The sequence below is a fragment of the Microcoleus sp. Pol11C3 genome, assembly GCF_036701485.1.
In the GTDB taxonomy this organism is placed as follows: Bacteria; Cyanobacteriota; Cyanobacteriia; order Cyanobacteriales; family Microcoleaceae; genus Microcoleus.
This window is the reverse complement of sequence record NZ_JAUBQW010000001.1, coordinates 103,441-128,907: the sequence shown is the minus strand read 5'-3', so window position 1 is coordinate 128,907 and position 25,467 is coordinate 103,441. Positions and strand designations below refer to the sequence as shown.

Here is a 25,467-nt window from a genome sequence, read left to right as displayed (position 1 = left end):
CGAGGAAAATATATGGTAACTACGCTCGAAATTGACAAAACTCTCCTTCAAGAAGCCCTTGATTTGAGTAATCATCCCACACCTACTACATTAATCGAAGCTGTTTTACGCGAGTACATTCAACGTCGCAAACAACTCAAACTAATGGAATTGTTTGGTACTATTGACTACGATAATGAAAATTAGGTGATGTTAAAGTGTCATCAACCAAACCGAGTTTTAGGGTAAGTTATAATCAAGATCGATGTGTCCGGTTAATCTATCATGACTACACAATCTGCTTCGCGTTATGTCGCACGTCACCCTGAAATCTTGCAAGGGGAACCAATTATCGCAGGAACGAGAACTTCCGTTCGTGCGATCGTAGAATTGTGGCGTTTGGGTATTACTTCCGTAGGGTCGGGTTCTCAAAAAATCTTCAATTCCAATCTATAATCTAATTAAACCCGCCCTCTCGTCTGAATCTATAGGTCAGAAACCTGGTTTTTACAGAATTTGAGTTTTCTACAGTGATTTTTTGAAAAAACCCGGTTTCTGGTAATTTTTTAAATCAATCTAAATCGTTTCAACTTGCCAATCTTCGGAACTTAATCCGACTCTTTCAATCACTTTTAAACAAAATGAATTAATATCTTCAGCCGATAAATTAACTTCAATAAATGCCCCGTTTTCTAGTTGTCTGGAATATCTTAAATTTTGATCATTCCAATTCACAAAACGAGGATAATCTTGAACTAATTCCTGAAACTTATCTTCATCTAAATCAGCAACAATATTTAGGGTAGTTTCCAACACATCACGCCAGGTTTTAACAGTATATTTTTTGCCATTTACAAACAAAACTTTCGGTTTTGTTCCCCTAACTATACCCTCAACTTTTTCTTGTCCCGATCCTTCCCCAAAGTAGGGCCATATTTTCAGGCAAATTTCGGCTAAATCTTCCGATCGCTGTTCAATATCTTCTCTATTCCAGGTTGTTTTTTCTTGAAAATACTGATTTAATTCCAGATGACTTTCTAGTAAAATCTCCCGCTTTTTTGGAAAAGGATGATTAGAAAGTTCGGGATTATATCCTGTTAAAGTTAAATTTCCCAGCGTATGTAATAAAAGTTCGTGAATTATTTCCCAATCTTCCCCTAAAGATTTTTCCCAATCTTTATTTAGCTTTTGGGGCATAATATGTTCAATTGAAAGATTATTGAAAGATACCCCTTCTTTATGACCGAATGATTGTTCGATTGATTCTAAAATTAGTCTAGCCTTTTCTGACTTCTTAACACCATAAAGTTCTACTTCTTTTAACATTGATTTAAACTTCTCGTCCTTGGGATAGTTTTTGCTACTAAGAGTTTCCTTTAATCCCACCATAAAATTTTGATCTATTTTTTGTTTAATTTGACTGTATAGAGAAGGAAACATTTTGTTTAGGGAGTTAGTGGGAAGGTTACAAACAAAACGCCGAATAATAAAATTTTCAAGAATCTTTAAGACTTCCACAAATTCATCAATTGAAAATTTACCTTCGCTGTAATCATCATAACAATTGAGTAGAAATGGATAGACTGTAGTTAATTCTAGTCGTTTGATCCGCATCAGCCAACTATTAATATATTTATTGGTTTCCTGACTCGGATTAATTAGTTTATTGTAGTAATCAGCAAATTTAGCTAAATCTTCTAAAGATTCTAAAGCATTTTTGACATTAACCCTATCCTTTAATGTCAAATAAACTTGGTCGTTTTTAACTTCCCGACCATATTTCATTAAGTAATGACGAATAAACTCAGTCAAATTATCACCTAAAGCAGCTTGCATCGGTTCCCAATATTTGGCATAATTTTTCTGCTGTTCTTCTTCATTAATCTTCATAAAAAAGTAGTTTCTAATTAAGTCAGCTTGACTTAATGGTTTTCCTTTAGCATTTAAACTTTCAAAAACTAAGTGCGGATTTTCGTCTTTGTCTAAAAGAATACTAACCAAGGAAAAACCGCTAATAATGGCTGTTTTAATCAAGCTCAATTCAATGTCTTTCTGACTTATTTTTTTGTCAAAGAAGTGATAACACTCATTAATTAAAGATGTTTCAAAATTTGGATCACCCTGATCGATAATGTGATGAAAACTCCCGCGATCTGCTTGAGTAGGTTGTAGTTTATATAGTTCTAAACCTGTTTCATAAGGATTAATTAGAATAGTATTATTAATTTGTTCTGCTAGTTTATTTGTTTCTTTTTGTTGTTTGGCGCGATCGCGGACAACAGCCAATAAAATCAAAATAGTTGTTAGTCTTTGTTGACCATCAATCAATAAATATTTAGAGACTCCTTCAGGTACAGAAATAGTTTGCAAGGTGACAATAGAACCCATAAAATGAGGTGTTATAGTTTCCTGTTCTGTCAAGTCTATTAGATCATTCCATAAATTTTCCCATTGTTGTTTTTCCCAGCTATAAGGACGTTGAAATAGCGGAACAAGATATTGTTGGGTTCCTTCTAGGATTTTTTGTAGTTTAGTTTCTGATGCTTTCATATTTTTTGAGGTATATTTCAAGTAAAGTTATTTAAGGCTTGATGTTAGTGGTTTACCACTAAGGTCATTTTTTCAGTCTTTTCTCGTCCGTTGGGTTAACGCAAGAAAAACCAATATTTTTTTCCATCACAATCTAATCAATATGGCAATTATACATGGAAGTTGGTGCATTACGCCGAATCAGGATTTCTTTCTTTGGGGAGAAACTTGGCGACGAGTCACGCCGGAAGTTCTGAGTTCAGATGCGATCGCCCATTGATATATTTTCAGTGTTACACTAAAAATACAGCATTGTTCGGTGACAATTGCGTCATACCCTACTTGCATGAGGAAAATATATGGTAACTACGCTCGAAATTGACAAAACTCTTCTTCAAGAAGCCCTTGATTTGAGTAATCATCCAACACCTAATACATTAATTGAAGCGGCTTTACGCGAGTACATTCAACGTCGCGAGCAACTAAAAATATTGGAATTGCTCGGTACTATTGACTACGATGAAGATTATAACTACAAGCAACAGCGACAAACAAGCGAAAATTCGTTATTAAATTCAGGCGTAAAAAAATAGACACGTTATTTCCTCGTGTTGAATCGGGACAAGTACAGAGACTTGCCGCGTGTTTTCTTGTATTAAATAAATGATTTCTTGTCAAAAACGATCGCGCCCATTACTGACTCTGAGTATTTCTACTCGGCGTTTAACCGCTTCAACAAGCTCAACTATGCCTGATGTATATAACAATACAGTAAGTAAAGCTAGCATAGCACACAACTAACAAACGTTAGCAAATTCGGTTATGCTAACGTTAGCTAAATCTCACAAAACCCGAAAATAGCCTCAAAGGAAGACTTATTTGCCGAAGCCGCCAAACACTGGGACTTAGAAAGGCTGTACCAAGCTTTTGCAGAAGCTAAACGGCAAATCTCACCCCGATCGCGCAGGGGACTAACAGAAACTGAAAAGCTTTATCTCCGAGGGCTACTTTCCGGTTGCAGTCCCGCCGAAATAGCTAAAAAAATGTTTCAGACTCCGAAAAGTGCAGAGGTTTATCTGTGTAAAACTTTATACCAATATGTTAAAAAACTCGCAGATTTACCGAATGAACCTGTAGGAAATTGGCGCAATATTTGCGATCGCCTACAGGAAGCCGGATATAAAACTCAGTCTTCTCCTGAATTTAAAATAAATAATTCTGTACCTACAGAAGCATTAGTAAAAATAGTTAATATAGGTTTCAAAGAAAGTACAGTATCAATTGATATTAACATTCGACTAGAATTCCCTTCAACTTCAGAAACTCATAAAAAAGAAGATTTGCATAAAGAGGATTAGATGGGCGATCGCACTTTGGGACAGAAAGGGCGATCGCCCCTCCACTGACAGGCACCCATGTTAATAATCTTATAGCTAATAGTTTGAGAAGGAACTTTTTGATAAAATATAAAAATTAAAACTGCCTCACCCGCTTCGATTTAACCTAAAACAATCAAATTAGTCAAATTTATGTCTCGATTAAGTATCCGATCGAACAACAAAGCTCTGGGCTTTGTGCTGGGTTTATTAATTTTTGTCATTTTCATTCCCGGATGTTGGGCTTTAACAACTAATATTGCTCCCACCGCAGCACGGCAAGTAGATAACAAAATAGCTGTGCGTGCAGATGTACAAAATACGTCAAACTCTCACTCCTCTTTAGGAGTTGGACTTAATGGTATTGCTGACTGGTCAACACAATTACCCTTTTTAGATGGTTTCAAATCTTCTCGACAATGGATAACTCAATGCGTCAGCGGACAACCCAACTGTAAAGGTGAATGGGATACTGAAGAATATAATCTTTTAAATCTTGATGAAAATGGGTGGGTGAAGTCTCTCCCATCTGCCGAAGATGCTCCTAAATATACTAGAGTAAGTACCCTATTACTTAGGGAAATTCCCAATCGCTATCCTTCAGGGCAATATATTGTTACTTATGAGGGTGAAGGTGCGATCGAATATAAATTTGATTCCAAAAAAGATGAGGCTGCGTCGAAAGCCGGAAGGGATATCATTAATGTGGATGCCACACAAGGCGGAGGCATCATGATTATAATTACTGCTACCGATCCCAAAAAAACAGGGAACTACATCCGCAATATTAAAGTTGTTCGCTCCCAAGATGAACAGCTTTATAAAAGCGGTGAAATATTTAACCCGCTGTTTATAGAAAAGATTAAAAAGTTTAGAGTCTTGCGTTTTATGGACTGGATGGGGACAAATGGTTCTGAACAAAAAGAATGGTCAAACCGACCGAAACCAGAGAGTATATCCTATGCTTACAAAGGAAATGTTCCCATTGAAGTTATGGTGAATTTAGCTAACAAAGTCCAAGCCGATCCCTGGTTTAATATGCCACATCAGGCTACGGATGAATACATGACTAACTTTGCTAAAATGGTCAAAGATAGTTTAGATCCAAAGCTGAAAGTTAATGTAGAGTATTCTAATGAGGTTTGGAATTGGTCATTCCCACAAGCGACTTATGCTTTGAAACAAGGTAAAGCGAGGTGGGGAGATAAAGGCGATGCTTTTATGCAATGGCACGGAATGCGTACTGCTCAAATGTGCGATATCTGGAAAGGCGTCTTTGGGGCTCAAAAGAATCGAGTTGTGTGCGTGTTAGGAACTCAAAGAGCATGGAGAGAGTTAGGAGATTATGCTTTAGATTGTCCCTACTGGGTAACTGAAGGCAATAAACCTTGTTATCAACACGGCATTGATGCCGTAGCCATAGCTGGATATTTTAGCGGAAACTTGGGCGGGAAAGAAAGTGTCAGCACTGTAGAGTCTTGGTTGAATGACGCAGATGGTGGCTTTGGCAAAGCTTTTAAGCAATTAAGAGAGGGCGGGTTGCTACCTGGATTCAAAGATAGTTTGCCCGATGTTGAGAAGGACTTTAAGTATTACTTAGATGTGGCTCAAAAGAAAGGTCTCAAGTTATTTGTTTACGAGGGGGGTCAACATATTGTAGGTATTGAAGGAGTTGAGAATAACGAAAAACTGACCAAGTTTTTTATGGAATTAAATAGGCGTTCAGAAATGTATGAGCTTTACACGCAATTACTGAATAGTTGGAAACAAGCTGGAGGCAGTCTTTTCATGCACTTTGTGGACGTGGGTGGATTTAGTAAGTGGGGAAGTTGGGGGGCTTTGGAGTATGTGGAGCAAAAGGGTTCGCCTAAGTATGATGCTTTGATGGATTTTATTGATAAGAATCCTTGCTGGTGGGATGGCTGTGCTGTGGAGGGATGATCGGGAATTGGGTGGAATCAAGAATCGTTCGATCGCACTTCCTCAAAATCTTCAGCATCCCCCGGCAAACCAGAACCCTCGCTACCCCTCAACCGGGGCGATTCCCCATTACTCGTACCCGCACCGTAACCCCCAGAATACCTGTCCTCCAAACCCGAATCCCTCAGCGAAAGCGCACTTCTTTGACTGGGCGACAATCTATCTGTTGATCGGCGATTTGTCCCAGAAATCGGCGGCTTCCGAGTTAAAGTTTTCCAAGCAGCCTTCATCCCACTCACCACGCTGCGAGTTGTAGCCTGCACATTTTGCGCCTGCTTTTTGGCGCTACCAATACTTCGATCGACCTGTTTGACAACCTCGCCCGCACTTTGTACCCCCTCGCTGACATCATCCGTCAACTCGCTAATTTCCAGACCCGTCAACCGAATCGCCTCCAAAGTGGGCGGAAACTCGCGAGAAAGCGTGTCAGCGAGCTTTTCCACGCTGCGGGCCGCCCTTGCCAGCGCTTGCACCGCAGGTATTAAAGTCACTAAAACAGCAGTCAGGCTAACTGCCACTAGCAAAATCGAAAGTCCTAGCCAGAATATGGGATCACTCACTTGAATCTCGGATTTGGGGTTTGGGATTTCATGTCATTTAGCGGATGGGAGGGCGCGACGGGGGACTCACTTCAGCTTCAGTTTCCGACAATATTTGGCGTTCCCGCTGAGTCGCTTCTAAACCCGCTGCGATCGCCTCTTTGAGTCTAATCAAAGTTTCGTCCCAATTTCGGATTGCAGTTTCAGAAAGTCGATCGGCCTGCAACTGCACGCTAGTCGATAAATCCTCCGCCAACTCCGGCAAAGCATCGGCCGATTTTTTCAATATCTGCCGCGTCTCCTTGCCCGGTCGCGGTGCCATCAGCAAGCCAGTCACGGCCCCGATCGCAGAACCCACAAGCAAACCGCCAATAAATAATCCTGAACGTTTAGTTGACATTTTTATAACTTCTCTCCATACACCAATTTTAGGGGCGTTTGCCCGATCACAGCCCTTTACAAAGGTAGAAATATTGTTGAAAATCCTACGGAGTTAGCACGGGCGGCAGTTTTAGGATAGCTTACCTCAAAGGTCGATCGCGCCTGGGCCAAAGCATCCGTCCCAAACCCAGCAATCCCAAAAATTGTTGAACCTGTTGCAGTTGCAATTCGAGTTGTTGATAACGTCGTCGCAGTTGGCGGGTACCTTGCTGCCTTTTAGCAAGGAAACCGGGCGACATACTGAGGACATTGCTGCTGCGGCGTTCCATTCCTGCGATCCGAATTTCCAAACGTGCGATCGTCCGCCTGATTTTCCACACTTTCGCAGCGATATAAAAACAGACCACAGATATTAGTAAATTGATAATTACAACAGCAGTCAGCATTTATTACTTATTTTTAAACTACTAACATATTCGGCTTTTTATGGCGGGCTAGAAGCCCGCCCCACCCGATATTTGGTAGGGACAAAACAATGTTTTGTCACGATCTATATGTCCCTATCCATAAGGCGCGTAAAGTGTTAAGCCTGAGACATAGCAGGCAAACAAACCTTAGTACCGCCCAAACCGCAATAACCGTTCGGGTTTTTAGCAAGATACTGCTGATGATAGCTTTCTGCGTAATAAAACTCAGGAGCATCAATAATCTCAGTGGTAATCTTGCCGTAACCGGCCGCCGTCAAAGCCTGCTGGTAAGCATCTCGCGAAGATTCAGCTAGCTGCATTTGGGTAGCTGAATACGTGTAAATTCCCGATCGATATTGAGTACCCGAATCATTACCCTGCTTCATTCCTTGAGTAGGATTATGGCTTTCCCAAAAAACCTTTAGCAGCGTTTCGTAACTAATTACTTTCGGATCGAACACAACCAGAACTACTTCATTATGTCCAGTCATCCCGCTGCAAACTTCGTTGTAAGTAGGATTCGGAGTAATCCCCGCCGCGTAGCCAACAACAGTCGAAAAAACTCCATTTTGCTGCCAAAATTTGCGTTCTGCTCCCCAAAAACAGCCCAGGCCAAACAAGGCAGTCTCCATGCCGTTTGGAAAGGGAGGTTTGAGCGGATTGCCGTTAACAAAGTGAGTTGCCGGTACCGACATCGACTCTGCCCGTCCCGGCAAGGCCTCTTGGGGAGAGGGCAGGCTCGACTTTTTGCCAAATCCAAATAGCACCATAAGTTTGTGAGGGGATCTCTGATAAACGTCTTTACCTTACTTAATAATATCAGATGTATACTGAAAATAGTGGCCCTCTTAAAGGTAGAAGGTAAAAACCCGAAGGCAGATTTTTTTTACGGAAGGTTTTTGGTGATACTGCTCACTGCCAACGAAGTTTTAAATCACATTAGGCAGTGTTCTATGTCACCAAAACATACCTCAAATATCACCTATTGTTGAGTTATAAATCACGCGGATTTTAGGCAAAATATCCGATTATTAAAGGTATGGTGTTGTAGTAGTTATTCAATACCAGTTATTGGGAGTGTGTAGAAATGGGCGCTAAACCTTGCAGTCAACCTTTAAAATCTAATCCGTTTATTACTTACCGCGACCCGATTACGGGCAAGTGGATTGTCGTAAATCAAAATTTGCCCCAAGCCGCAGAACAAGCACAGTTAGCAGCAGCTTGAGTTGTACTATTAATTTTTGACCTAAAAATTAACCATTCTTTCAAACTTCAGGACTTACGCAAAAAGTTATTGGACGCGCTACTTATATTCGTAAGGTGCTTACGTTGCACCTACCTAAGCACCTTACTTTGAAACATTTCTCATCTCTTTTTGCAGTTCCAAATACCGATAGAGATATTCCGAAATTATTCCGTGCAAAAACAAGTCGCGTGCTGCATTAAATGGACTGTTGGGCGCTAACGGGTGGCGGTTGACAATTATATGATTCCAGTCGCAATTTCCGGTAATTTCGCTGACGTAGACTCCGAAGTTTTCATCTAACTGAAGCGACATGACTGCTCGCGCAAATTCGTCGCTAGTCAAACACAGAGAATAAAAGACTTTAAACAATTCGATCGCCGATTCTAAATCCAGAATTTTTAGCCATCTGCGTTTTTCAAAGTCTATTGCAACTTCTACAGGTTGAATACTCTCATAATTTATTCCCCGTTGTTTGACGAGCTGCAACCAGTTAGGATTTGTCAGCATTGCCTGGTTGTAATCCCAGACAAAATTATAGAGAATTAAGTCGTGTTCGAGAAACGCATTGTCAGCTAAATCGCTAACAGTGCGCGGATAAAGCTTTGACTTTTCAATCTGGGTGTCGGGGCCGTTGTCAATCAAGAAGTTGATAATGTTGGAGCCGGCGCCGATGTGCCGCACAATTAAATAACAAGCTTCTGGCGAGACAAAGTTATTTAGGAAAAATGCAGCCGATTTGTGCATTAAAGTGTAAGCGCGAAATTGAAAGGGCAACAGGCGCTTTGTGGTCATAATTACCGCCAGCAACAAGTTAGCAATTACTTTGATCGGGATGAGCAAATAATTGCGAGTCCAGTTTTGCAAATCCCTCATCATATATGCTTTTGCCACTAAATCGACTGGAATCGATCGATCGCAAAACAACACATCCCAAACATTCGGATCTCGGCGGTTGTAGGGTTTGGTAGCGTAAGGGATTTTTCGCTCATCTGGGAGATTTTCGGTATCTTGTTTTTGCAGCTTTTGCATTAGCGAATTTCCTCCAATTGCAGCAAATATAAACGAGCAGTGACGCGAGCGGTTTTGACAATGCGACGGGCAATATCATCTGTCATCCATTCGGCATTAATCAAATTTTCTAGTTTGGCTAAATGCGACTCGTCATTAGCTCCGTGATAAGCTAAAAATGATACTTGTTCTGATTGCAAACCGAGAGTTTCTTTAATGTGTCTTGCCCACTTTCCCGCCAACTGATTGCCCAATCCTTCGATAATAAACATACTGCCAATTAAATCGACCGGATTGTCCCGGGATGCTTGGTGGAAGATAAAAGCTGATAGTGCTTCGCTGCCAATATTCTTATCATATTCCACAATTTTCGATAAATCGCCGCCCACAGAAACATAATTTTGTTCTAGCATTTGATAGTCGCGGTGTTCGTCTTGAGCATGACCGATAAAAGTCGATCGCAAGCGAAAGTCACTCATGTTAGAAGCAGCGCGAGCAATCCAGCGAGCTCCCTCTACAACTTGTGGCCGGAGATTGCACAGCAAAGCTTGATAATCTTCTATTGTAAACTCTCCTCGGTACAATTTGCGGACAATAGGAACGGAACGAATTTCGCGCTCAAACTTCAGCCAAATCCCTGCTAACTCCCGCAACAAATAAGCTTGCGGAGAGTTAGGGTGTTCCGGTTTAACGCTTTCGAGAGGCGAAGCTTCGGCAACAGCAAGCGAGTTAAAACTTTGAGAAATCATAGATTTATTGGTATTTTCCACAACAGTTAACATCATGTACGCCGTTGTAAAGCGGCCGCTTTCTGGCACGAAACAAAAGATTTTCTGCCCCGACTGCAACTTGCCAGAATTAAACAATTCCTCTAACATTAAATAAATCGACGCGCATCCTGTATTTCCCCGACTGTACAAGTTAGTAAACCATTTTTCTTCAGGAATCATGCACCCAGCCTGTGCCAAAAGTTCTACAATTTGCCCCCGGAAAAAGTGAGACGAATAGTGGCATAGCAGCCAGTCGATTTCCTGCGGACAAACTCTCCCGGCTTTAATCAACCGCAGCCAACCTTCAACACCTAATTTCATTACATTGTCCAGCAAGCGAATATTCTGCCGCAAGTCAAAAGCGCCCGCTGTGGCTGCATCGAGGTAGGAGGAATAATCCAACCAGCTTTTAGTTGATGTTTCGTTGGCTAATCCTGAATACATACAAACAGGATAAGCATTGGCGTGAGAAACGAGTTCAATCCATTCTATTTTTAAACTAATTCCTGTCGCGTTGGGATGGTTTTGAAGCAAAAATGCTCCGGCGCCGTCGGAGAGCATCCAGCGCAGAAATTCTGTATCGAAAGGCAGGGATTTCCTCGCTTGCACCGAAGTCTCTGCTTCAAATTTGGTATTTTTGAACAGGCGGGAGGGAAATTCGGAAGCGACGGCAATTGCTGTTTGTTTTTTGCCGAGTTCGATTTGAGAGGTGGCGTAATTTAAAGCACTAACTCCGGCACAGCAAACTCCTTGAGTTGACACTATTTCTAGGGGGGATAATTCGGAAAGTTCCCCGTGTACTGTGCTGGCAAATCCTGGTACTAATAAGTCTGGTAAAGTGGTAGCGCAGGCCAATAAGTCGATCGCCCCTGGTTCCAGATTTGACTGAGAAATCGCGTCACGGACGGCAAACGCTGCCATTTGGCTGTTAGAATAGAGTGTTTGCTGCTGTTTGTTGATCGCGTAGTAGCGCTGTTGAATGCCGTTGCTGTTGAGAATTCGCTGCCTGACTCTCGAAGGGCGCGAGGCAATTTGGCCGAGATATTCTTCCATCTCATCATTATTAATCGGTTCTCCCGGCAAAAATTTTCCCATCCGATTGATATAAGCACTGTACATGGCGTAAACCTCTAAAGTTGCTAATTTACTCGGGTTCGTTGGTTTGTTAAATCAAGCCAGAACATATCTAAAATTGATGATGCTTTGTGAAGCAGTGAACTTGCAAGGAGCAAGCAGCTATCTTGTAGAGTCGGCCCAAATCACGCAGGTTGAGCAGTAGCAGCAACAAGTAACCGGAAGCGGGGTGAAGTTTATTGTAATTGAGCCAATATGTAACTATAGTTCCTTCGCTGCTTCTCGACTGAAATGGATATTGCAAAACTAGATACTTGGTATTCTCCTTCTCAACGCCGCACGGCTGTTTCGCTGTTGATGAAACGAGTAGGCGTAACTCGCACTAGGGCTGAATGCTTTATCAGGCTTTGGGTTTACTTATCGGTGAAACAGCTTCAGGAAAGCCAGCCCCGTCTCAAACCACCGCTGGCGAAACTGGAAGTGCCAGCAACAGAAGTGCAGTGCACTCACCGGGAAGCCGCCGAACTATTTTACTGTGATTCCGATCGCGGGAGCGATCGCGCCGCCGGAATGATGTTAGATAAATTAGCAGCACTCGGATTAATCGCAAAACACTTTGATGGTAACGCTACGGCAATTCAAATTCAACCAGTTTCAGAAATTTTAGAGACCGCCGAACCTCAAAAGCCTGTACAACTCCAATTAGATGATTTCAACCCTCGGTGCGACGCAATTCCAGTTGCCAATTTATTAGCCACCAATTACAACTGGATGAACCGCAACACTAACGCCGTTCCCCACAAAATTGCTAAAATCCTCCGGCTTTTTGCCAGTCAATATTCAAAAGGAATGCGAGTTTTGCGCCGCTCAGATAATCTCAATCCAGTCGGATTTTACTTACTTTATCCCACAGCTAGCGAATCAGAAGTAAATTTTTTTAATGCTCCTAGTAAAGGGCTTCATTTAAGTTCTATTTCCGATATCGATCCTTTCAAGATGGCGCTACCAGGAGATATAAATTGCCAGTCAGTATTTGTCCGCAGTTGGATGATCGAGCCGCAGTATTTGTCAGAATACCGCATTGCTTTTCTCGAAGACACACAAAAAGTTTTAGGCGAAATGCAAACAGATTTTCCCAATCTTTGCGACTTGTACACCCTGATGATTCACCCCATGTACGAAAAACAGTCCCTGGCTTTGGGATTTCAGAAAACTAGCAGCGATAGTCAGTTATCTGTTTACTGGATGTATCTCGCATTGGATAGATTTTTAGCATTAAGTATCAAAGAAGCGTTGCTCCAACTATAAGTATAAAAAAGAAAGAAGAAGTCGAGAAAAGATATAACACTCTGATCCCCGACTTCGCCGAAATTGTCGGGGATCTAACAGCATTCGCCTTTTACGTTATTTTTTAGTTTCCTTCTGCTGGGACAAAAGCTTGTCTAGGATCGATTTCAATCACCCAGTAATATCAAATCCGGTAGCATCGTAAAGCGTCAAATCCAGTCAACATTCAACCACGAACAGTGCAACCGGAATTAATCTAATTCATCTGCGTTAATCTGTGTTGATCTGCCCTCATCTGCGGTCAAAAAAAGAGAATTTGTTAACCGCAGATAACAATTGATTCACGCTGATTCACGCAGATTAAGAGAAGAGAGAAAGGAATAATTCCGATGCTAACAGATTTGATATAACTACAAACTTGTTTATAAAACTTCCCGTCCCAAATAGGGTTGTAAGGCTTCCGGCACTTTTACAGTTCCGTCTGGCTGCTGGTAATTCTCTAAAATTGCTGCCATTGTGCGGCCCACAGCTAAACCGGAACCGTTGAGGGCGTGAACGAATTGAGTGCCTTTTTTACCCGCTTCTTTAAAGCGAATATTTGCCCGCCGCGCCTGAAAATCTGCGACGTTGGAACAACTGGAAATCTCGCGGTATTTGCCAGCAGATGGTAGCCACACCTCTAAATCATAGGTTTTTGTCGCCGCGAAACCTAAGTCACCAGTACACAGTGCGATCGCCCGATAAGGCAATTTCAGCGCCTGCAAAACTCCCTCAGCATCCTGCACTAACTTTTCGTGCTCTGCTTCGGAGGTACTCGGATGCACGAGTTTTACCAATTCAACTTTATTAAATTGGTGCAATCGAATTAATCCTCTCGTATCTTTGCCGTAACTGCCAGCTTCGCGCCGAAAACAAGGAGTGTAAGAACAGTGATAAATTGGTAACTGTTCTGCTGTCAAAATTTCACCTCTGTACAAATTAACAACCGGAACTTCGGAAGTAGGAATTAGCCACAAATCGTCTTGGTCGCACTTGAAACTTTCTTCAGCAAATTTGGGCAATTGACCCGTAGCGGTGAGGGATTCAGTGTTAACTAAAAATGGGGGAATTACTTCTACATAACCGGTTTTTGTGTGGCGATCGAGCATGAATTGAATTATCGCTCTTTCCAGGGCTGCACCAGCTCCAATTAAGCTCACAAAGCGGGGCTGAGCGATTTTTACCGCTCGTTCAAAGTTGAGAATTCCTAATTTTTCGCCGATTTCCCAGTGCGGTAAAATACCGGAATTTTGGGGAATGTATTCGTCTCCCCAGCGCCGGATTTCGACGTTTTCCTCTTCATTTTTGCCGATCGGCGTTGAGGAAGCCGGCAAGTTTGGCAGCGGTAGCAATAAAGCTTCTATTTGAGCTTTTAGGTCTTTTTCCTGTGCTTGCAGTTGGTTCGACTCGGTGCCGACTGCGTTGCCTTCTGCTTGCAGTTCCTGAACTTCGGGAGATTCGAGGGGTAAACCCGATTTTCTTTTTTGACCGATGAGTTTGGCAATTTCGTTGCTGCGGGCTTGCAGTTGCGATCGCTTGCTTTCCAACTCCCGCTGCTGTTTGTCTAATTGCACGATCAGCTCGATTTCATAGTTACCTCCGCGCAGGTTGAGGCTTTCTTGCACGGCTTGCGGGTTTTCTCGGATTAATTTGAGGTCTAGCACAGATTTATTCTAAATCTTAAATTTTAGATCGGCTGGGACAGAACGAGATGATATACAAGTTTTGTTAATCATTGGCATATTGAATCATAATTTATTCTGACTGAAAATACTTGTTGGGTGTCACCCATGAAGGGTGACACCCCACAAATGTATGTTATAGTTGCAAATATTAGTAGATGCACCCTGATAATTTTCTACCCCAGCCAGCGATGGTAGGGGTTTTTTGTTGCGTGGCATGGAATTGAAGCCCTCGATGCACGATCGCTCTAAAAAACCCAGTTTCTCGCGATTATCGTCTCAAATGAGGCAATTACGTCAAGAAACTGGGTTTTTGTGTCCAGGACTAGGTTACTAAAATATCTTTCCGGTTAAAAGTTAAAGCCCGTGCGAAGCAACCAAACCCATTGAGTGTCGTTGCGACTGTCATTCTCAGGATTAACAACGACCCAAGCAGCAGGGGTGATGGAAATGTTGTCGTTGACCTGAAAGCGATAGAACGCTTCAATGTGATAGGAAGTATCTCGCTCGCGGCGCACATTACTGCTCGTCACGCGACCTGGCAAACCCACCAAAATACCGGGTAGGTTGCCTTCACCTCCAACATCTGGGAAACTTATCCCGATCGCTGCATACACAATATCGGCGCGATCGTCACCGTCAACATTTAGCAAAACCACGCCACCTCTACCATCCGAAACGCTGCTAACACCGGAATTTTCTGCATTGGCGCGAGTATAAACGCCCCAACCGTGAACTTGGAAGCGGGGAGCAAGGCGGTAGAATCCTTGTACGGCTACAGAATCGCTGGATGTAGCAATATTGTCCCCAAACGGTCGCGCAGCCAGAAAACTGCCCGTACCGCCTGTGAGGTCTGCTTTACCGCTGGGTGCAAAGGTACGAGAATAGGCTACGCCAATTGCTCCGCGATCGCCCCGGTAGGCAAGCTGAACCAGAGCGTTGTAGGAACCGTTGAATAAACCGTTACTTTGCTGCGAAAGATTGGGATTTCCGGCTACATAGCCCACAGTCAGGGTGAGGTTTTTGACGATCGTCCAGTTGACAGCAGCACCGCCACCTCCCCGGCGGTAGAGGGGATTGTATTGTCCGAACTTCGAGGGAATTCCCTCACTATCGCTAGCGATCGTGGGAGGAGTCAGCAAATCCGTAATATCGGGATACCCAACACCTGTGGGGCCGACGGTCAGCGCCAGATTAGAGGTCAGCGGGGTGACATACAATAAGTGAGGGACGGTGATTGTGTTATCGACATTGCCATCAAAGTTCAATGCCGTCATATTTGTACCCGTCTCATCGGCAATCCTCCTGCCCAAGTTGCCGAATTCCAAACGGGTTCTCAGCATATCGCGACCGGTGAAACTGGTTTCAAAATTTAATCGCCCCCGGTTGGCAATAATAGTGTTGGTGCGATCGCGCGAATCCCCAACACTGTTACCGGAGGTATCTGTTACCACCACGATAATTTCCGCATTCAGCTTCGTCGTAGTCGAGAACTGATTCACTTCTAGTTCGGCTGTGCGTGCATCGAGAGCATCGACTCGACCCCGCAACACCGATAATTCAGTTGCAAATTCTGCTTGCAGTTTTTGGACGATCGCTAAATCTTCCCCAGTAATCAGGTTGGTTGTTCCTGCCGCAATTATTTCGCTGACTCGATCGAGACAGCTATTCAATCCTGCTGCAAATTCGTACCGCGTCATGGCGCGGTTTCCTCTGTAGGTGCCGTCGGGATAACCGGCAATGCAGCCGTAGCGTTCAACTAGAGATTGCAGCGCCTGAAACGCCCAGTCAGTAGGTTTTACATCCGAGAGTTGAGAGACAGAATTAACCTGCGCGAAGGGGTCTTCTGCCAAGGGATTTAACGGTTCAGGAGCAACTGAGCTATCAGTTGGTGCAGCAAAACTTGGCAATGATGTTAGTAGAAATACACCAGGTGTTCCCAGTATAAAAGCAGTAATTAGGTGAAAAAAATGCTGGATGTGCATAGGAAAAAGCTCCGGATAAGGAACCGATACACCGAATTAGCAATACCTTTACGCTGCGCTTGAACCGGTGCGAACTTTGTCAATCGTCACTGCGATAATTATCACCAAGCCTTTCACAACTAACTGCCAGAAGAAAGACACATTCATGAGAGTTAGTCCATTGTTGAGCAGGGCAATAATTAAAGCCCCGAGCAAAGTACCCCAAATAGTGCCAATTCCACCTGTGAAACTTGTTCCTCCCAAAATTACAGCAGCGATCGCATCTAATTCGTAGCCTTGCCCCAACATCCCCGTCGCACTGTAGAGGCGCGAGGCGCTCATAATTCCACCTAAACCAGAAAGCAACCCACTCACGCCATAGACAAATAACAGCACCCGACTCACCTTAATACCTGTCAATCGTGCTGCCCGGATGTTGCCTCCTACGGCATAAATATGCCTCCCTAGAACAGTCCGCCGCAAAACAAACCAACTTGCTAAAACTGCGAGAAAAGCGATAATAACTAACCAGGGAATAGGGCCAACATAGCTGTTACCTATCCAAGCAAAATTCAGATTTCTATTGATAACCGTAGTGCCGTTAGCGACTAAATAAGCAACTCCCCGCAAAGCTGTGTAAGAACCGAGGGTGACGATGAACGGAGGCAAACCTAAATAGGCAACTAGCGAGCCGTTAAGCAATCCCAAAAAGACTCCGGCTATTAACGCAGCCGGTACGGCAAACCAACCCAGACCTGGAACTAAGGAAACCAGTACCCCGACAACGGCAGTCACGCCCAAAATTGATCCGACAGAAAGGTCTATTCCGCCAGTCAAAATCACAAAAGTCATCCCGGTAGCAAGGACAATATTGATCGATGCTTGCCGGATGACATTGATCAAATTTCCTACTGAAAGAAAGTTGGGCGTTACCAAGGAAAAAATTATACATATCCCAACCAAAATCGGCAGGATACCGGCCACTTGGATAAAATTTCTCCAAGCTTGAGCTTTACTGGCTTTTTGGCGCTCTTTCGATTGATTTTTGGTGCTTTTTACTTCTGTTTGACTCATGATTTTTTTACCTCTGTTGCCCCGGTGGCATAAGCCATAATGTTCTCTTGCGTAATTGCTTCCCCAGTCGCTCCGCCTACTTCACCGACGAGGCTTCCTGCTCGCATCACTAAGACGCGATCGCTCATTCCCACAATTTCCGGCAACTCGCTGGAAATCATCAAAATAGCTACACCTTTTGCTGCTAAATCGCTAATAATTCGATAAATTTCGCTTTTGGCACCAATGTCCACACCCCGCGTCGGTTCATCTAGCAAAAGTACCTTTGGGTTGATAGCCAACCAACGCGCTAGCAGCAACTTCTGCTGATTTCCCCCAGAAAGATCCATTGCCCTGATGCTCGGGCTTGCAAGGCGAATCTGCAAATTATTAATAGCATCATTGACAATTCTCAAGAGAAAATTTGAGTTAATAATGCCAGCTTTTGCTTCTCGATCGAGGACATTCATGGTGATATTCTCACCCGAACTAGCCTCTAAAAATAGTCCGAGAGCCTTGCGATCTTCTGGCACGTAAGCAATTCCGGCGGCCATTGCTTCATTGGGTGTCGAGACATTGAGAGGACGATTTTCGAGTTTAACTTCACCACTTGTCTTTCGATCTGCACCAAAAATCAGGCGGGCAAGTTCTGTTCTGCCAGCGCCAACTAAACCCGCTAAACCCAGAATTTCGCCCGCATGAAGTTGAAAAGTGGCAGGCTTTACTTTGTGGCCGTCGCTTAAATTTGTTACGTCAAGAACAACAGCACCTGGTGTTATTTGATGCTTGTTTTCGTACAAATCTTGTAAAGAACGACCCACCATCATTTCCACCAAGCGATTGGCAGAAATTTCGTGCTTTTCAAGAGAGCCAATATACCCGCCATCTCGGATGACGCTCACGCGATCGGCAAGAGCATAAATCTCTTCCATCCGGTGGCTGATATAAATAATAGCAATGCCCTCATTCCGCAAACGACGAACCACTTCAAAAAGCTTATCTGTTTCGCGGTCAGAAAGCGCAGCCGTCGGCTCGTCCATCACTAAAATTCTGCTTTTATCTTTGAGCGCCCTAGCTATTTCCACTTGCTGCTGTTCGGCAATGGAGAGTGTGGAAACAAGGTCTTCAGCATCAAAACTTGCATCGAGGTTTTTTAATACCTCAGCGGCCCTACGCCGCATTTCATCTTGGTCTAAAAATGTACCTCCTTTCTTCAGCTCGCTGCCCATAAAAATGTTTTCAGCAACTGTCAGATTGGGTGCAAGATTGAGTTCTTGATAAATAATCGCTATCCCTAAATTTCTGGCTTGACCGGGGTCTGTCATCTTAACAGCTTGACCGTCAATTCTGATTTCGCCTGCATCAGCTATGTAGGCTCCCGCCAGAATTTTCATCAGCGTACTTTTGCCCGCACCGTTTTCCCCCATGAGGGCGTGGACTTCGCCTGGGTAAACGGTGATATTTACATCGTGCAAGGCTGTAAAACCGTGAAAGGTTTTTGTAATACCTTGCATTTCGAGTACGGGCTTAGTTTTAATTGAATCTTGAGTGCTATTTACCATCGTAGATTTGGTGTAGGAGGATGTCACTTGCCATTGATGCCAACTTTCCACGCTCTTTCCCGCAGTCCGGCAGGGGTTTCAACCCCTGCCTCAAAGCTAAAGTCCTCTGAAGAGGACTAATAGAGATCTCCCAGAATTCTTGTGGAACAGGCAAGATGCCTGTTCTTGACAGGCTTTTTGGAAGAGGTCTAATGAGTTTGAAAATTCTTCTTCTGAGTCCTCTTCAGAGGACTTTAGCTATTAGCCAGGGACTTCAGTCCCTGGCGGACTGGCGGACTGACAGCTTAAGTTGACACTAATGGTCACTCACTTGTCCAGCCTTTATGTTGATTGACGTTTTCGCGAGTAATCAGCGCGACTGGAATCAGAATGTTTGGATCGGCTGGCTTTTTTCCTTTCCGAATGTCGTTGCCGACTTCAACTGCCTTGGCGGCCATGCGAAATGGATCTTGAGCTGCTGTAGCCACAAAGAGACTGTTGTTCTGCTTGAGGGCATCTAAAGCTTCAGGTGCACCATCGACTCCCACAATAAAGAACTCGCTTCTTTGTGCCTGTTTGGCCGCTAATTCTGCACCAATGGCACAGGGGTCATTAATTGCAAAAACAGCATCAATTTTTGGGAAGGAAGTAAGCAAATCGCTCATCACTCTCAACCCGCCATCGCGGCTGCCTTCTGCGTTCTGATCTTTGGAAAGAACTTTGAGATCGGGATATTTGGAGAAGACACTCTGGCACCCCTGAACTCGCTCGACCACTGAAGCGACGGGAGGCCCATTGATAATCACAACGCTGCCTTTTCCTTTCAAGCGATCGGCTATATATTGACAGCTTACTTCGCCAGCTTGCACGTTATTTGAAGTAACTGTGGCATCAACGCCTCCCTCGGCGGCGGTATCCACTGCAATTATCGGAATTCCGGCTTGCTTGGCTTTTTCGACAGCGGGTGCAATGCCTTTGGTGTCCGCAGCATTGAGTATAATCATGCTGACCTTAGAGGCAATAAAGTTTTCGATTTGATTAAATTGCTGATTTAAATCATCGCCGCTGGAAACGAGAGTTGTCCTCACGTTTGCACCGCCGATTTTCTTGGCTTCGGCCTCAGCGCCCTTGCCAACTTGTACGAAGAATGGATTGCCGAGGTCGCGGACTGCTACAGCAACTGATGAAAGTTCGGAGGTGCTTGGTTGTGTGCTGTTTTGAGCGTTTTGGGAAGCTGCGGTGCAACTTGCCAGAGTGCTGCTGAGTAGACTAAAAAGACTGAGTGCGATCGTTACTCGTTTCACCTCAAACTCCAATGAAGGCTGGTTTGGAGAGAGTCACTCGTAAATATGACGTTGCCAACCTAACATTAGCTTTTGTTAGGTTTAAGCTCGAATACCTAATGTTTTAGGTGGCAGGCTTTTCTTCGTACATGATTGTACGATACCTTGTTTATTTTCTGCTCGTAAAACTTTCTCGTTGGGTTCGTTAGACTGCTTTTGCAAACAGAAAAGATACGAATATCCAGTATCGATTCTCCCTGCAAAAAAAGTTAACGATGCTTGAATTTTTTAAATGCTTTATGAGCATTATTTTTTTTTACTTTTTGAGAAAACTTTAGGAGAATATTTTCGACAAAATATTTCAGAAATTGCTTTTAAAACCTGGCAGAGTCATATTGAATTTAACTCTCTATGTTTGCTGATGATAACAGTTCAAACCGGGCTCGATATCTATCTTTGGATAGACAATACTTTTACCAAAGACTAAAGATGCGAGATCCTCGATCGGCACGGCTCTGCTAATCCTCAGTCTGGTCGAATGCGCCGTACCAACTCAATAAATCTTAATTTTTGCTTGGGGTAAGATATTGTAAAAAATCATTAAGTTGAGAGTTAATAACGGTAGATCAGAGTAAACTGAAAGCAAAGCCTCGCACCCACCCATGCAGCCCGTTAAAAAGCCCTACTTAAAAAGCAGATCGTCGCTCAAAACCAACGGTGGGAGTACGCGAGCCAAATATTTGCCTGTAAAACCTGCAATTACAGTTATCTTGACATGGTTTAAAAGCTCTGAATAATGGCGATCGCCCTTTTTTGCAAAGTCACTCTACAGCAATAATTGTCTGCACTGTCAATGGGTAAATCTGAGATGCGATCGACAAATTACCTATTCTGTTTCCTAGAAATATTGGCCAGCGAAGGTGGCATTCAATCCTACGTTAAAGACATTCTCAAAGCTTACCTGTCCATAACCGCAGGGACAAACTCGCCGCCACAAGCTGAAGTTTTGCTGTTGCGAGATTCCGAAGACTGCAAAAATCCTTACGAGTCAAAAAATCTGAAATTTTATTACCTCAAAACCGAGAATCCCGGTTTGGGTCGTCTTAAGTTTGCTACAGTATTACTAACTCGCTTGCTGCAAAAACGACCTCAGCGGGTTTTTTGCGGCCACATCAAACTCGCACCGCTAATTCAAATTCTGTGCCAACCTTTGGGAATTCCCTACACAATTTTAACTTACGGCAAGGAAGTGTGGGAACCGCTTCCGCCCAAATATCAAACAGCAATGAGACAAGCTGAGAGTATTTGGACTATAAGCAGGTACACGCGCGATCATACTTGCGAAATCAACCAATTAAATCCCGAAAAGTTCCAAATAGTGCCTTGTACGGTAGATGAAAATATATTTACGAATGGGCCCAAGCCACAGGATTTATTAGAGCAGTACAATCTGGTTGGTGCTAAAATATTGATGACTGTAGCCAGATTGCGATCGAGCGATATTTACAAAGGCGTTGATGTCACCATTCAAGCTTTGCCGCAAATAGCCAAAACTTTTCCCAATGTGAAATACTTAGTTATTGGCAGAGGAGACGATCGATCTAGATTAGCCAAACTCGCTGATGATTTGGGAGTTACTGAAAGAGTAATATTTGCGGGTTTTGTACCGACAGAAAATTTAGCAGCACATTACCAGTTGGCCGATGCTTATGTAATGCCCTCCCAGGAAGGGTTCGGTATAGTTTATTTGGAAGCGCTGGCTTGCGGAGTACCCGTGCTGGCGGGGGACGCGGACGGGTCAGCCGATCCGCTGCAAGATGGTAAACTGGGATGGCGAGTTCCCCGCCGAGATTCAGCAGCAGTAGCGGTTGCTTGTGTGGAAATGCTGCGAGGGGAGGATAAAAGGTGCGATCACCACTGGTTGAGGGAACAAACCCTGGCAAGATTTAGTTTTGAATCCCTTTGTCAATCCTTACAAGGAATTTTTCAACCCTCTGACTCAGATAAACTTATGCAGTAGAGAGCGGTTTCTGGGTGTATGATACGAAGATTAACTCGATCGACCGCCTGAATTTCTGAGTAGGATAGAGTTATGCCTACCTGCAAAGACACCAAAGGAGACAACCGTGAACCAAGGCACCCCCAAAATCTCTTTAAAGCTACCCCGTATTAGCAATTGGCTGATACTGCTGGGCCTCGCGTGTTTGTTGGTGTCAATTGGTTTGGGTTGGATAGTTAAATCAGTCTTGATTGTAGTAGCTTTTTTGCTGCTGACGCCTGTGGTAGCATTTTTCGCGCTTCAGTGGTGGCTGAAACGCAATTTAATTGAGGACAATTGTCCAGTTTGTCAATACGAATTTACAGCTTTAAATCAAACTCAATTTCAATGTGCCAACTGCGGCGAACCTCTGAAAATAGAGGAAGGTCATTTTAGTCGCTTGACACCGCCCGGTACGATCGATGTTACCGCAGTTGAAGTATCATCGGTTCAACAGTTAGAAGATTAACCGATTTTAGATTTTGGATTTAAAATTGGTTGACTTTTGACTGTTCACTGCTAACGGTATTACCAATCGCCATCCCCAAAATTACTTTTCCAAGCGCACGGCGTACCACTGCAAAAATTTTCCCGGCCCGACATCTAATTCACAATAAGTATCAATCAAATACTTAGCTTGAGCTTCCACGCCAGATATTTTATCCACGTCCTGCGGCAAATCTTCGTGTTCCTCGGATAAGACTGCTTTCAGCTTTTCTAACAGTTCCGCGGCAGTCAAAAACTGCTCTGACTGGTTTGTTTCTAAGACAACAAAGGTGTCTTCGTCATACAGTGACATAGTTTCAAAGGTTGAGGTTAATTATTTCTAAAGTTTCGTACACTTAAGCGAACCAAAGTATAAACTCTTAATTACAATTTTTCAGCCCCGGCTCGATCGTGTTACAATTGAACAACATCAGAATTCCTACCGGATTACCGTTATTAACTTACTTGTTAGCTTACTTGTTAACCGAGTTCTCAACATATCCGACACAGCATTTCTGAGGATATTTGTCAAGTGCAAATTTGTCAAGTGTCAAATTTTCAAGAAATATTCGATCGGCTGTATCTAATTATAACTGGTACTATACATTCCCATGATCACATCTTCCACTTCAACCCCTGTTGCGCGCAAGCCCTCTAAATCAGAAGGTCTCAAAGAACGCAGCAACTATTTACGAGAACCCGTTGCGACTGAACTGTTACAAGAAACTACCCACTTCACCGAAGACGGGATTCAGATTCTCAAATTTCACGGCTCGTACCAGCAAGACAACCGCGACAATCGAGTTAAAGGACAAGAAAAAGACTATCAGTTCATGCTCCGCACCCGCAATCCCGGCGGGTTCACTCCGCCGCAATTATACCTAGCCTTAGACAAGCTATCTGAAGAATACGGCAACCACACGCTCCGCGTTACAACGCGCCAAGGTTTCCAACTTCACGGCGTGTTGAAAAAAAATCTTAAAGCAGTGTTTTCCTCAATTATTAAAAATATGGGGTCAACCTTGGGAGCTTGCGGCGACTTAAACCGCAACGTCATGGCACCGCCAGCACCGTACAAAAATCGCCCAGAATATGAGTATGCGCTGCAATACGCCAGCAAGGTCGCCGATTTGCTGACACCGCAAACCGGTGCTTATTATGAAATTTGGTTGGACGGCGAAAAAGCTGTTTCGGCCGAGGAAGACCCCGCAGTGAAGGCGGCGAGACAACGAAACGGCAACGGCACAATCTTTAGCGACGACAAAGAAGAACCGATTTACGGCAGCCATTATATGCCGCGGAAGTTCAAGTGTTCCGTTACCGTGCCCGGCGACAATTCAATTGACTTGTACTCTCAGGATTTGAGCTTGGTGGTAATTACCAATAAAGCTGGGGAGTTGCAAGGTTTTGACGTGTTTGCTGGCGGCGGTTTGGGCCGTACTCACAATAAAGAAGAGACTTTTGCGCGGGTTGCTGACGAGATTTGCTATGTTGCCAAGGATGATGTTTACGATTTGGTCAAGGCAATTGTAGCAACGCAAAGAGATTACGGCGATCGCACAGACAGACGGCACGCGCGGCTGAAGTACCTGATTAACGACAAAGGCGTACAGTGGTTCCGCGAAAAAGTAGCAGAATATTTTGGCAAGCCCCTAGAAGCCTTTAAACCGCTGCCTGAGTGGCAGTATTTGGATTTCTTGGGCTGGCACGAACAGGGAGACGGTAAACTGTTTGTCGGCATTTCTGTGGATAATGGCCGGATTAAGGATGAAGGTTCATTTCAGCTAAAAACAGCTTTGCGGGAAATTGTGCAGAAGTACAACTTGCCGATACTGGCGACGCCGCACCAAAACGTGCTGATTTACGATGTTTCGCCGGAGATCAAACAAGAAATTCAGGGAATACTCGATCGATGTGGCATTCAACGGGAAACTGCGATCGACCCATTGGTGCGCTATGGGATGGCGTGTCCAGCAATGCCGACTTGCGGGCTGGCGATTACCGAGTCCGAGCGCGTGATGCCGAGCATTTTAGAGCGGATTCGCGCACTTTTGACCAAAGTTGGCTTGGCAGACGAGCATTTTGTGGTGCGGATGACTGGTTGCCCAAATGGATGCGCCCGCCCTTATATGGCAGAATTGGGGTTTGTCGGGAGTTCCCCGGAATCCTACCAGATTTGGCTGGGCGGTTCTCCCGACCAAACGCGGCTGGCAAAACCAATTGAGGAAAAGCTGCACGTCAAGGATTTTGAAGCTTTTCTGGAGCCGATTTTTGTTTATTTCAAGCAAAAACGGCAACTGAGCGAGAGTTTTGGCAATTTTTGCGATCGCGTCGGGTTAGAATCTATCCGTCAATTTGTAACCAACTACCAATCTGCTGACTCGATGACAACTGAGATAAATGAATTAGAAGTTACGTCTAGTAACGATGACGGGAACGAGACTGCCACTGCTAGCGGTGGCAAAGTCCGCCGTCGAATTAGCGTCCGCGATGAAATCTACAACGAGCTCAAGGAAGAAGCAGCCCGTCAGGGCAAGCCGATTACACAGCTAGCTACAGAAGCGATTTCCACTTATTTAAAAAAGATTAAGGAGGAAGCATAAGCCGATTTGCAATTTTCGATTTTTGCTAGCATCAAATAAAACTCACGCAAAAATAATATAAAGGCAGAGCATTTGCAGAAAAAAACTTGGATTTTTAACATAAATCTGGTTGTAAATGCTTTGCCTTTATTATTTCTGAGCG

23 protein-coding genes are annotated in these 25,467 nt (G+C 43.8%); 10 read left to right on the top strand and 13 right to left on the bottom strand.

The window, feature by feature from the left end; all coding sequences use genetic code 11:
* The first annotated feature begins 12 nt into the window (after positions 1 to 12).
* Together QUA40_RS00565 and QUA40_RS00560 are read left to right on the top strand one after the other, a co-directional pair.
* Positions 13 to 186, top strand: coding sequence for a type II toxin-antitoxin system VapB family antitoxin (locus QUA40_RS00565; RefSeq protein WP_333120920.1), 174 nt, complete (start codon positions 13 to 15; stop codon positions 184 to 186).
* A gap of 78 nt (positions 187 to 264) precedes the next feature.
* Positions 265 to 435: a DUF433 domain-containing protein gene (locus tag QUA40_RS00560; RefSeq protein ID WP_445300899.1), complete on the top strand. Its 171-nt coding sequence runs from the start codon at positions 265 to 267 to the stop codon at positions 433 to 435.
* Positions 436 to 555: 120 nt separating this feature from the next.
* On the opposite strand, the gene QUA40_RS00555 is transcribed toward QUA40_RS00560, so the two are convergent.
* Positions 556 to 2,529 carry a DUF262 domain-containing protein gene (locus QUA40_RS00555; protein ID WP_333120918.1) on the bottom strand — a complete coding sequence of 658 codons (1,974 nt, stop codon included), beginning with the start codon at positions 2,527 to 2,529 and terminating at the stop codon, positions 556 to 558.
* Between the two features lie 338 nt (positions 2,530 to 2,867).
* Here QUA40_RS00555 and QUA40_RS00550 point away from each other — a divergent pair, with 338 nt between their 5' ends.
* The 3 genes from QUA40_RS00550 to QUA40_RS00540 all read left to right on the top strand — a co-directional run bounded on the left by QUA40_RS00550 (position 2,868) and on the right by QUA40_RS00540 (position 5,825).
* Positions 2,868 to 3,101, top strand: a complete 234-nt coding sequence (locus QUA40_RS00550) for a type II toxin-antitoxin system VapB family antitoxin (RefSeq protein WP_333120916.1) — start codon at positions 2,868 to 2,870, stop codon at positions 3,099 to 3,101.
* Positions 3,102 to 3,551: 450 nt separating this feature from the next.
* Positions 3,552 to 3,866, top strand: coding sequence for a hypothetical protein (locus tag QUA40_RS00545; protein ID WP_333120914.1), 315 nt, complete (start codon positions 3,552 to 3,554; stop codon positions 3,864 to 3,866).
* 216 nt (positions 3,867 to 4,082) lie between these two features.
* A complete protein-coding gene (locus tag QUA40_RS00540; RefSeq protein ID WP_445301114.1) occupies positions 4,083 to 5,825 on the top strand; it encodes a cellulose-binding protein in 1,743 nt (580 codons plus the stop codon).
* A gap of 17 nt (positions 5,826 to 5,842) precedes the next feature.
* Here the strand turns inward: QUA40_RS00540 and QUA40_RS00535 are convergent, their stop codons facing one another.
* The 4 genes from QUA40_RS00535 to msrA form a co-directional block, all read right to left on the bottom strand.
* Positions 5,843 to 6,424, bottom strand: coding sequence for a DUF948 domain-containing protein (locus QUA40_RS00535; RefSeq protein WP_333120910.1), 582 nt, complete (start codon positions 6,422 to 6,424; stop codon positions 5,843 to 5,845).
* Positions 6,425 to 6,461: 37 nt separating this feature from the next.
* Positions 6,462 to 6,803, bottom strand: a complete 342-nt coding sequence (locus QUA40_RS00530) for a YtxH domain-containing protein (protein ID WP_333120908.1) — start codon at positions 6,801 to 6,803, stop codon at positions 6,462 to 6,464.
* A gap of 121 nt (positions 6,804 to 6,924) precedes the next feature.
* A complete protein-coding gene (locus QUA40_RS00525; protein ID WP_333120906.1) occupies positions 6,925 to 7,230 on the bottom strand; it encodes a hypothetical protein in 306 nt (101 codons plus the stop codon).
* Between the two features lie 137 nt (positions 7,231 to 7,367).
* The gene (gene msrA, locus QUA40_RS00520; RefSeq protein ID WP_333120905.1) at positions 7,368 to 8,021 is read right to left on the bottom strand and encodes a peptide-methionine (S)-S-oxide reductase MsrA; all 654 of its coding nucleotides are present in this window, start codon (positions 8,019 to 8,021) and stop codon (positions 7,368 to 7,370) included.
* A gap of 317 nt (positions 8,022 to 8,338) precedes the next feature.
* Between msrA and QUA40_RS00515 the strand changes: the two genes are divergently transcribed.
* Positions 8,339 to 8,476: a hypothetical protein gene (locus QUA40_RS00515; protein WP_333120903.1), complete on the top strand. Its 138-nt coding sequence runs from the start codon at positions 8,339 to 8,341 to the stop codon at positions 8,474 to 8,476.
* Positions 8,477 to 8,599: 123 nt separating this feature from the next.
* Here QUA40_RS00515 and QUA40_RS00510 read toward each other — a convergent pair whose 3' ends face one another.
* Positions 8,600 to 9,526 (bottom strand): DUF6999 family protein, encoded by a 927-nt coding sequence (locus QUA40_RS00510; RefSeq protein ID WP_333120902.1) that lies wholly within the window; start codon positions 9,524 to 9,526, stop codon positions 8,600 to 8,602.
* Positions 9,526 to 11,394, bottom strand: a complete 1,869-nt coding sequence (locus tag QUA40_RS00505; protein ID WP_333120900.1) for a 3-oxoacyl-[acyl-carrier-protein] synthase III C-terminal domain-containing protein — start codon at positions 11,392 to 11,394, stop codon at positions 9,526 to 9,528. The genes QUA40_RS00510 and QUA40_RS00505 overlap by 1 nt, the downstream gene beginning before the upstream one ends.
* 246 nt (positions 11,395 to 11,640) lie before the next feature.
* Here QUA40_RS00505 and QUA40_RS00500 point away from each other — a divergent pair, with 246 nt between their 5' ends.
* A complete protein-coding gene (locus QUA40_RS00500; protein WP_333120899.1) occupies positions 11,641 to 12,657 on the top strand; it encodes a hypothetical protein in 1,017 nt (338 codons plus the stop codon).
* 401 nt (positions 12,658 to 13,058) lie between these two features.
* On the opposite strand, the gene serS is transcribed toward QUA40_RS00500, so the two are convergent.
* From serS to QUA40_RS00475, 5 genes are all read right to left on the bottom strand, one after another.
* Positions 13,059 to 14,339, bottom strand: a complete 1,281-nt coding sequence (serS, locus tag QUA40_RS00495; RefSeq protein WP_333120897.1) for a serine--tRNA ligase — start codon at positions 14,337 to 14,339, stop codon at positions 13,059 to 13,061.
* A 368-nt stretch (positions 14,340 to 14,707) separates the two neighbouring features.
* On the bottom strand, positions 14,708 to 16,342 hold the full coding sequence (locus QUA40_RS00490; protein ID WP_333120896.1) for an iron uptake porin: 1,635 nt from the start codon (positions 16,340 to 16,342) through the stop codon (positions 14,708 to 14,710).
* 48 nt (positions 16,343 to 16,390) lie between these two features.
* Positions 16,391 to 17,395 (bottom strand): ABC transporter permease subunit, encoded by a 1,005-nt coding sequence (locus QUA40_RS00485; RefSeq protein ID WP_333120895.1) that lies wholly within the window; start codon positions 17,393 to 17,395, stop codon positions 16,391 to 16,393.
* Positions 17,392 to 18,987 (bottom strand): sugar ABC transporter ATP-binding protein, encoded by a 1,596-nt coding sequence (locus tag QUA40_RS00480; RefSeq protein ID WP_333120893.1) that lies wholly within the window; start codon positions 18,985 to 18,987, stop codon positions 17,392 to 17,394. Before QUA40_RS00480 ends, QUA40_RS00485 begins: the two co-directional genes overlap by 4 nt.
* A gap of 251 nt (positions 18,988 to 19,238) precedes the next feature.
* The gene (locus QUA40_RS00475; protein WP_333120891.1) at positions 19,239 to 20,219 is read right to left on the bottom strand and encodes an ABC transporter substrate-binding protein; all 981 of its coding nucleotides are present in this window, start codon (positions 20,217 to 20,219) and stop codon (positions 19,239 to 19,241) included.
* 832 nt (positions 20,220 to 21,051) lie between these two features.
* On the opposite strand from QUA40_RS00475, the gene QUA40_RS00470 reads away from it, so the two are divergent.
* Both QUA40_RS00470 and QUA40_RS00465 read left to right on the top strand, forming a co-directional pair.
* Positions 21,052 to 22,218, top strand: coding sequence for a glycosyltransferase family 4 protein (locus QUA40_RS00470; protein ID WP_333120890.1), 1,167 nt, complete (start codon positions 21,052 to 21,054; stop codon positions 22,216 to 22,218).
* 106 nt (positions 22,219 to 22,324) lie between these two features.
* Positions 22,325 to 22,705, top strand: coding sequence for a hypothetical protein (locus tag QUA40_RS00465; protein WP_333120889.1), 381 nt, complete (start codon positions 22,325 to 22,327; stop codon positions 22,703 to 22,705).
* A gap of 81 nt (positions 22,706 to 22,786) precedes the next feature.
* On the opposite strand, the gene QUA40_RS00460 is transcribed toward QUA40_RS00465, so the two are convergent.
* Entirely contained in the window at positions 22,787 to 23,035 is a 249-nt protein-coding gene (locus QUA40_RS00460; protein ID WP_333120887.1) for a chlororespiratory reduction protein 7, read from the bottom strand.
* Positions 23,036 to 23,333: 298 nt separating this feature from the next.
* Here QUA40_RS00460 and sir point away from each other — a divergent pair, with 298 nt between their 5' ends.
* Positions 23,334 to 25,325 carry a sulfite reductase, ferredoxin dependent gene (gene sir / locus QUA40_RS00455; RefSeq protein ID WP_333120885.1) on the top strand — a complete coding sequence of 664 codons (1,992 nt, stop codon included), beginning with the start codon at positions 23,334 to 23,336 and terminating at the stop codon, positions 25,323 to 25,325.
* Positions 25,326 to 25,467 lie beyond the last annotated feature (142 nt).

Coding starts and splice junctions, on each gene's coding strand:
- QUA40_RS00565 (WP_333120920.1), top strand. CDS start 13: ATGGTAACTACGCTCGAAATTGACAAAACTCTCCTTCAAGAAGCCCTT.
- QUA40_RS00560 (WP_445300899.1), top strand. CDS start 265: ATGACTACACAATCTGCTTCGCGTTATGTCGCACGTCACCCTGAAATC.
- QUA40_RS00555 (WP_333120918.1), bottom strand. CDS start 2,529: ATGAAAGCATCAGAAACTAAACTACAAAAAATCCTAGAAGGAACCCAA.
- QUA40_RS00550 (WP_333120916.1), top strand. CDS start 2,868: ATGGTAACTACGCTCGAAATTGACAAAACTCTTCTTCAAGAAGCCCTT.
- QUA40_RS00545 (WP_333120914.1), top strand. CDS start 3,552: ATGTTTCAGACTCCGAAAAGTGCAGAGGTTTATCTGTGTAAAACTTTA.
- QUA40_RS00530 (WP_333120908.1), bottom strand. CDS start 6,803: ATGTCAACTAAACGTTCAGGATTATTTATTGGCGGTTTGCTTGTGGGT.
- QUA40_RS00525 (WP_333120906.1), bottom strand. CDS start 7,230: ATGCTGACTGCTGTTGTAATTATCAATTTACTAATATCTGTGGTCTGT.
- msrA (WP_333120905.1), bottom strand. CDS start 8,021: ATGGTGCTATTTGGATTTGGCAAAAAGTCGAGCCTGCCCTCTCCCCAA.
- QUA40_RS00515 (WP_333120903.1), top strand. CDS start 8,339: ATGGGCGCTAAACCTTGCAGTCAACCTTTAAAATCTAATCCGTTTATT.
- QUA40_RS00510 (WP_333120902.1), bottom strand. CDS start 9,526: ATGCAAAAGCTGCAAAAACAAGATACCGAAAATCTCCCAGATGAGCGA.
- QUA40_RS00505 (WP_333120900.1), bottom strand. CDS start 11,394: ATGTACAGTGCTTATATCAATCGGATGGGAAAATTTTTGCCGGGAGAA.
- QUA40_RS00500 (WP_333120899.1), top strand. CDS start 11,641: ATGGATATTGCAAAACTAGATACTTGGTATTCTCCTTCTCAACGCCGC.
- QUA40_RS00490 (WP_333120896.1), bottom strand. CDS start 16,342: ATGCACATCCAGCATTTTTTTCACCTAATTACTGCTTTTATACTGGGA.
- QUA40_RS00485 (WP_333120895.1), bottom strand. CDS start 17,395: ATGAGTCAAACAGAAGTAAAAAGCACCAAAAATCAATCGAAAGAGCGC.
- QUA40_RS00470 (WP_333120890.1), top strand. CDS start 21,052: ATGGGTAAATCTGAGATGCGATCGACAAATTACCTATTCTGTTTCCTA.
- QUA40_RS00460 (WP_333120887.1), bottom strand. CDS start 23,035: ATGTCACTGTATGACGAAGACACCTTTGTTGTCTTAGAAACAAACCAG.
- sir (WP_333120885.1), top strand. CDS start 23,334: ATGATCACATCTTCCACTTCAACCCCTGTTGCGCGCAAGCCCTCTAAA.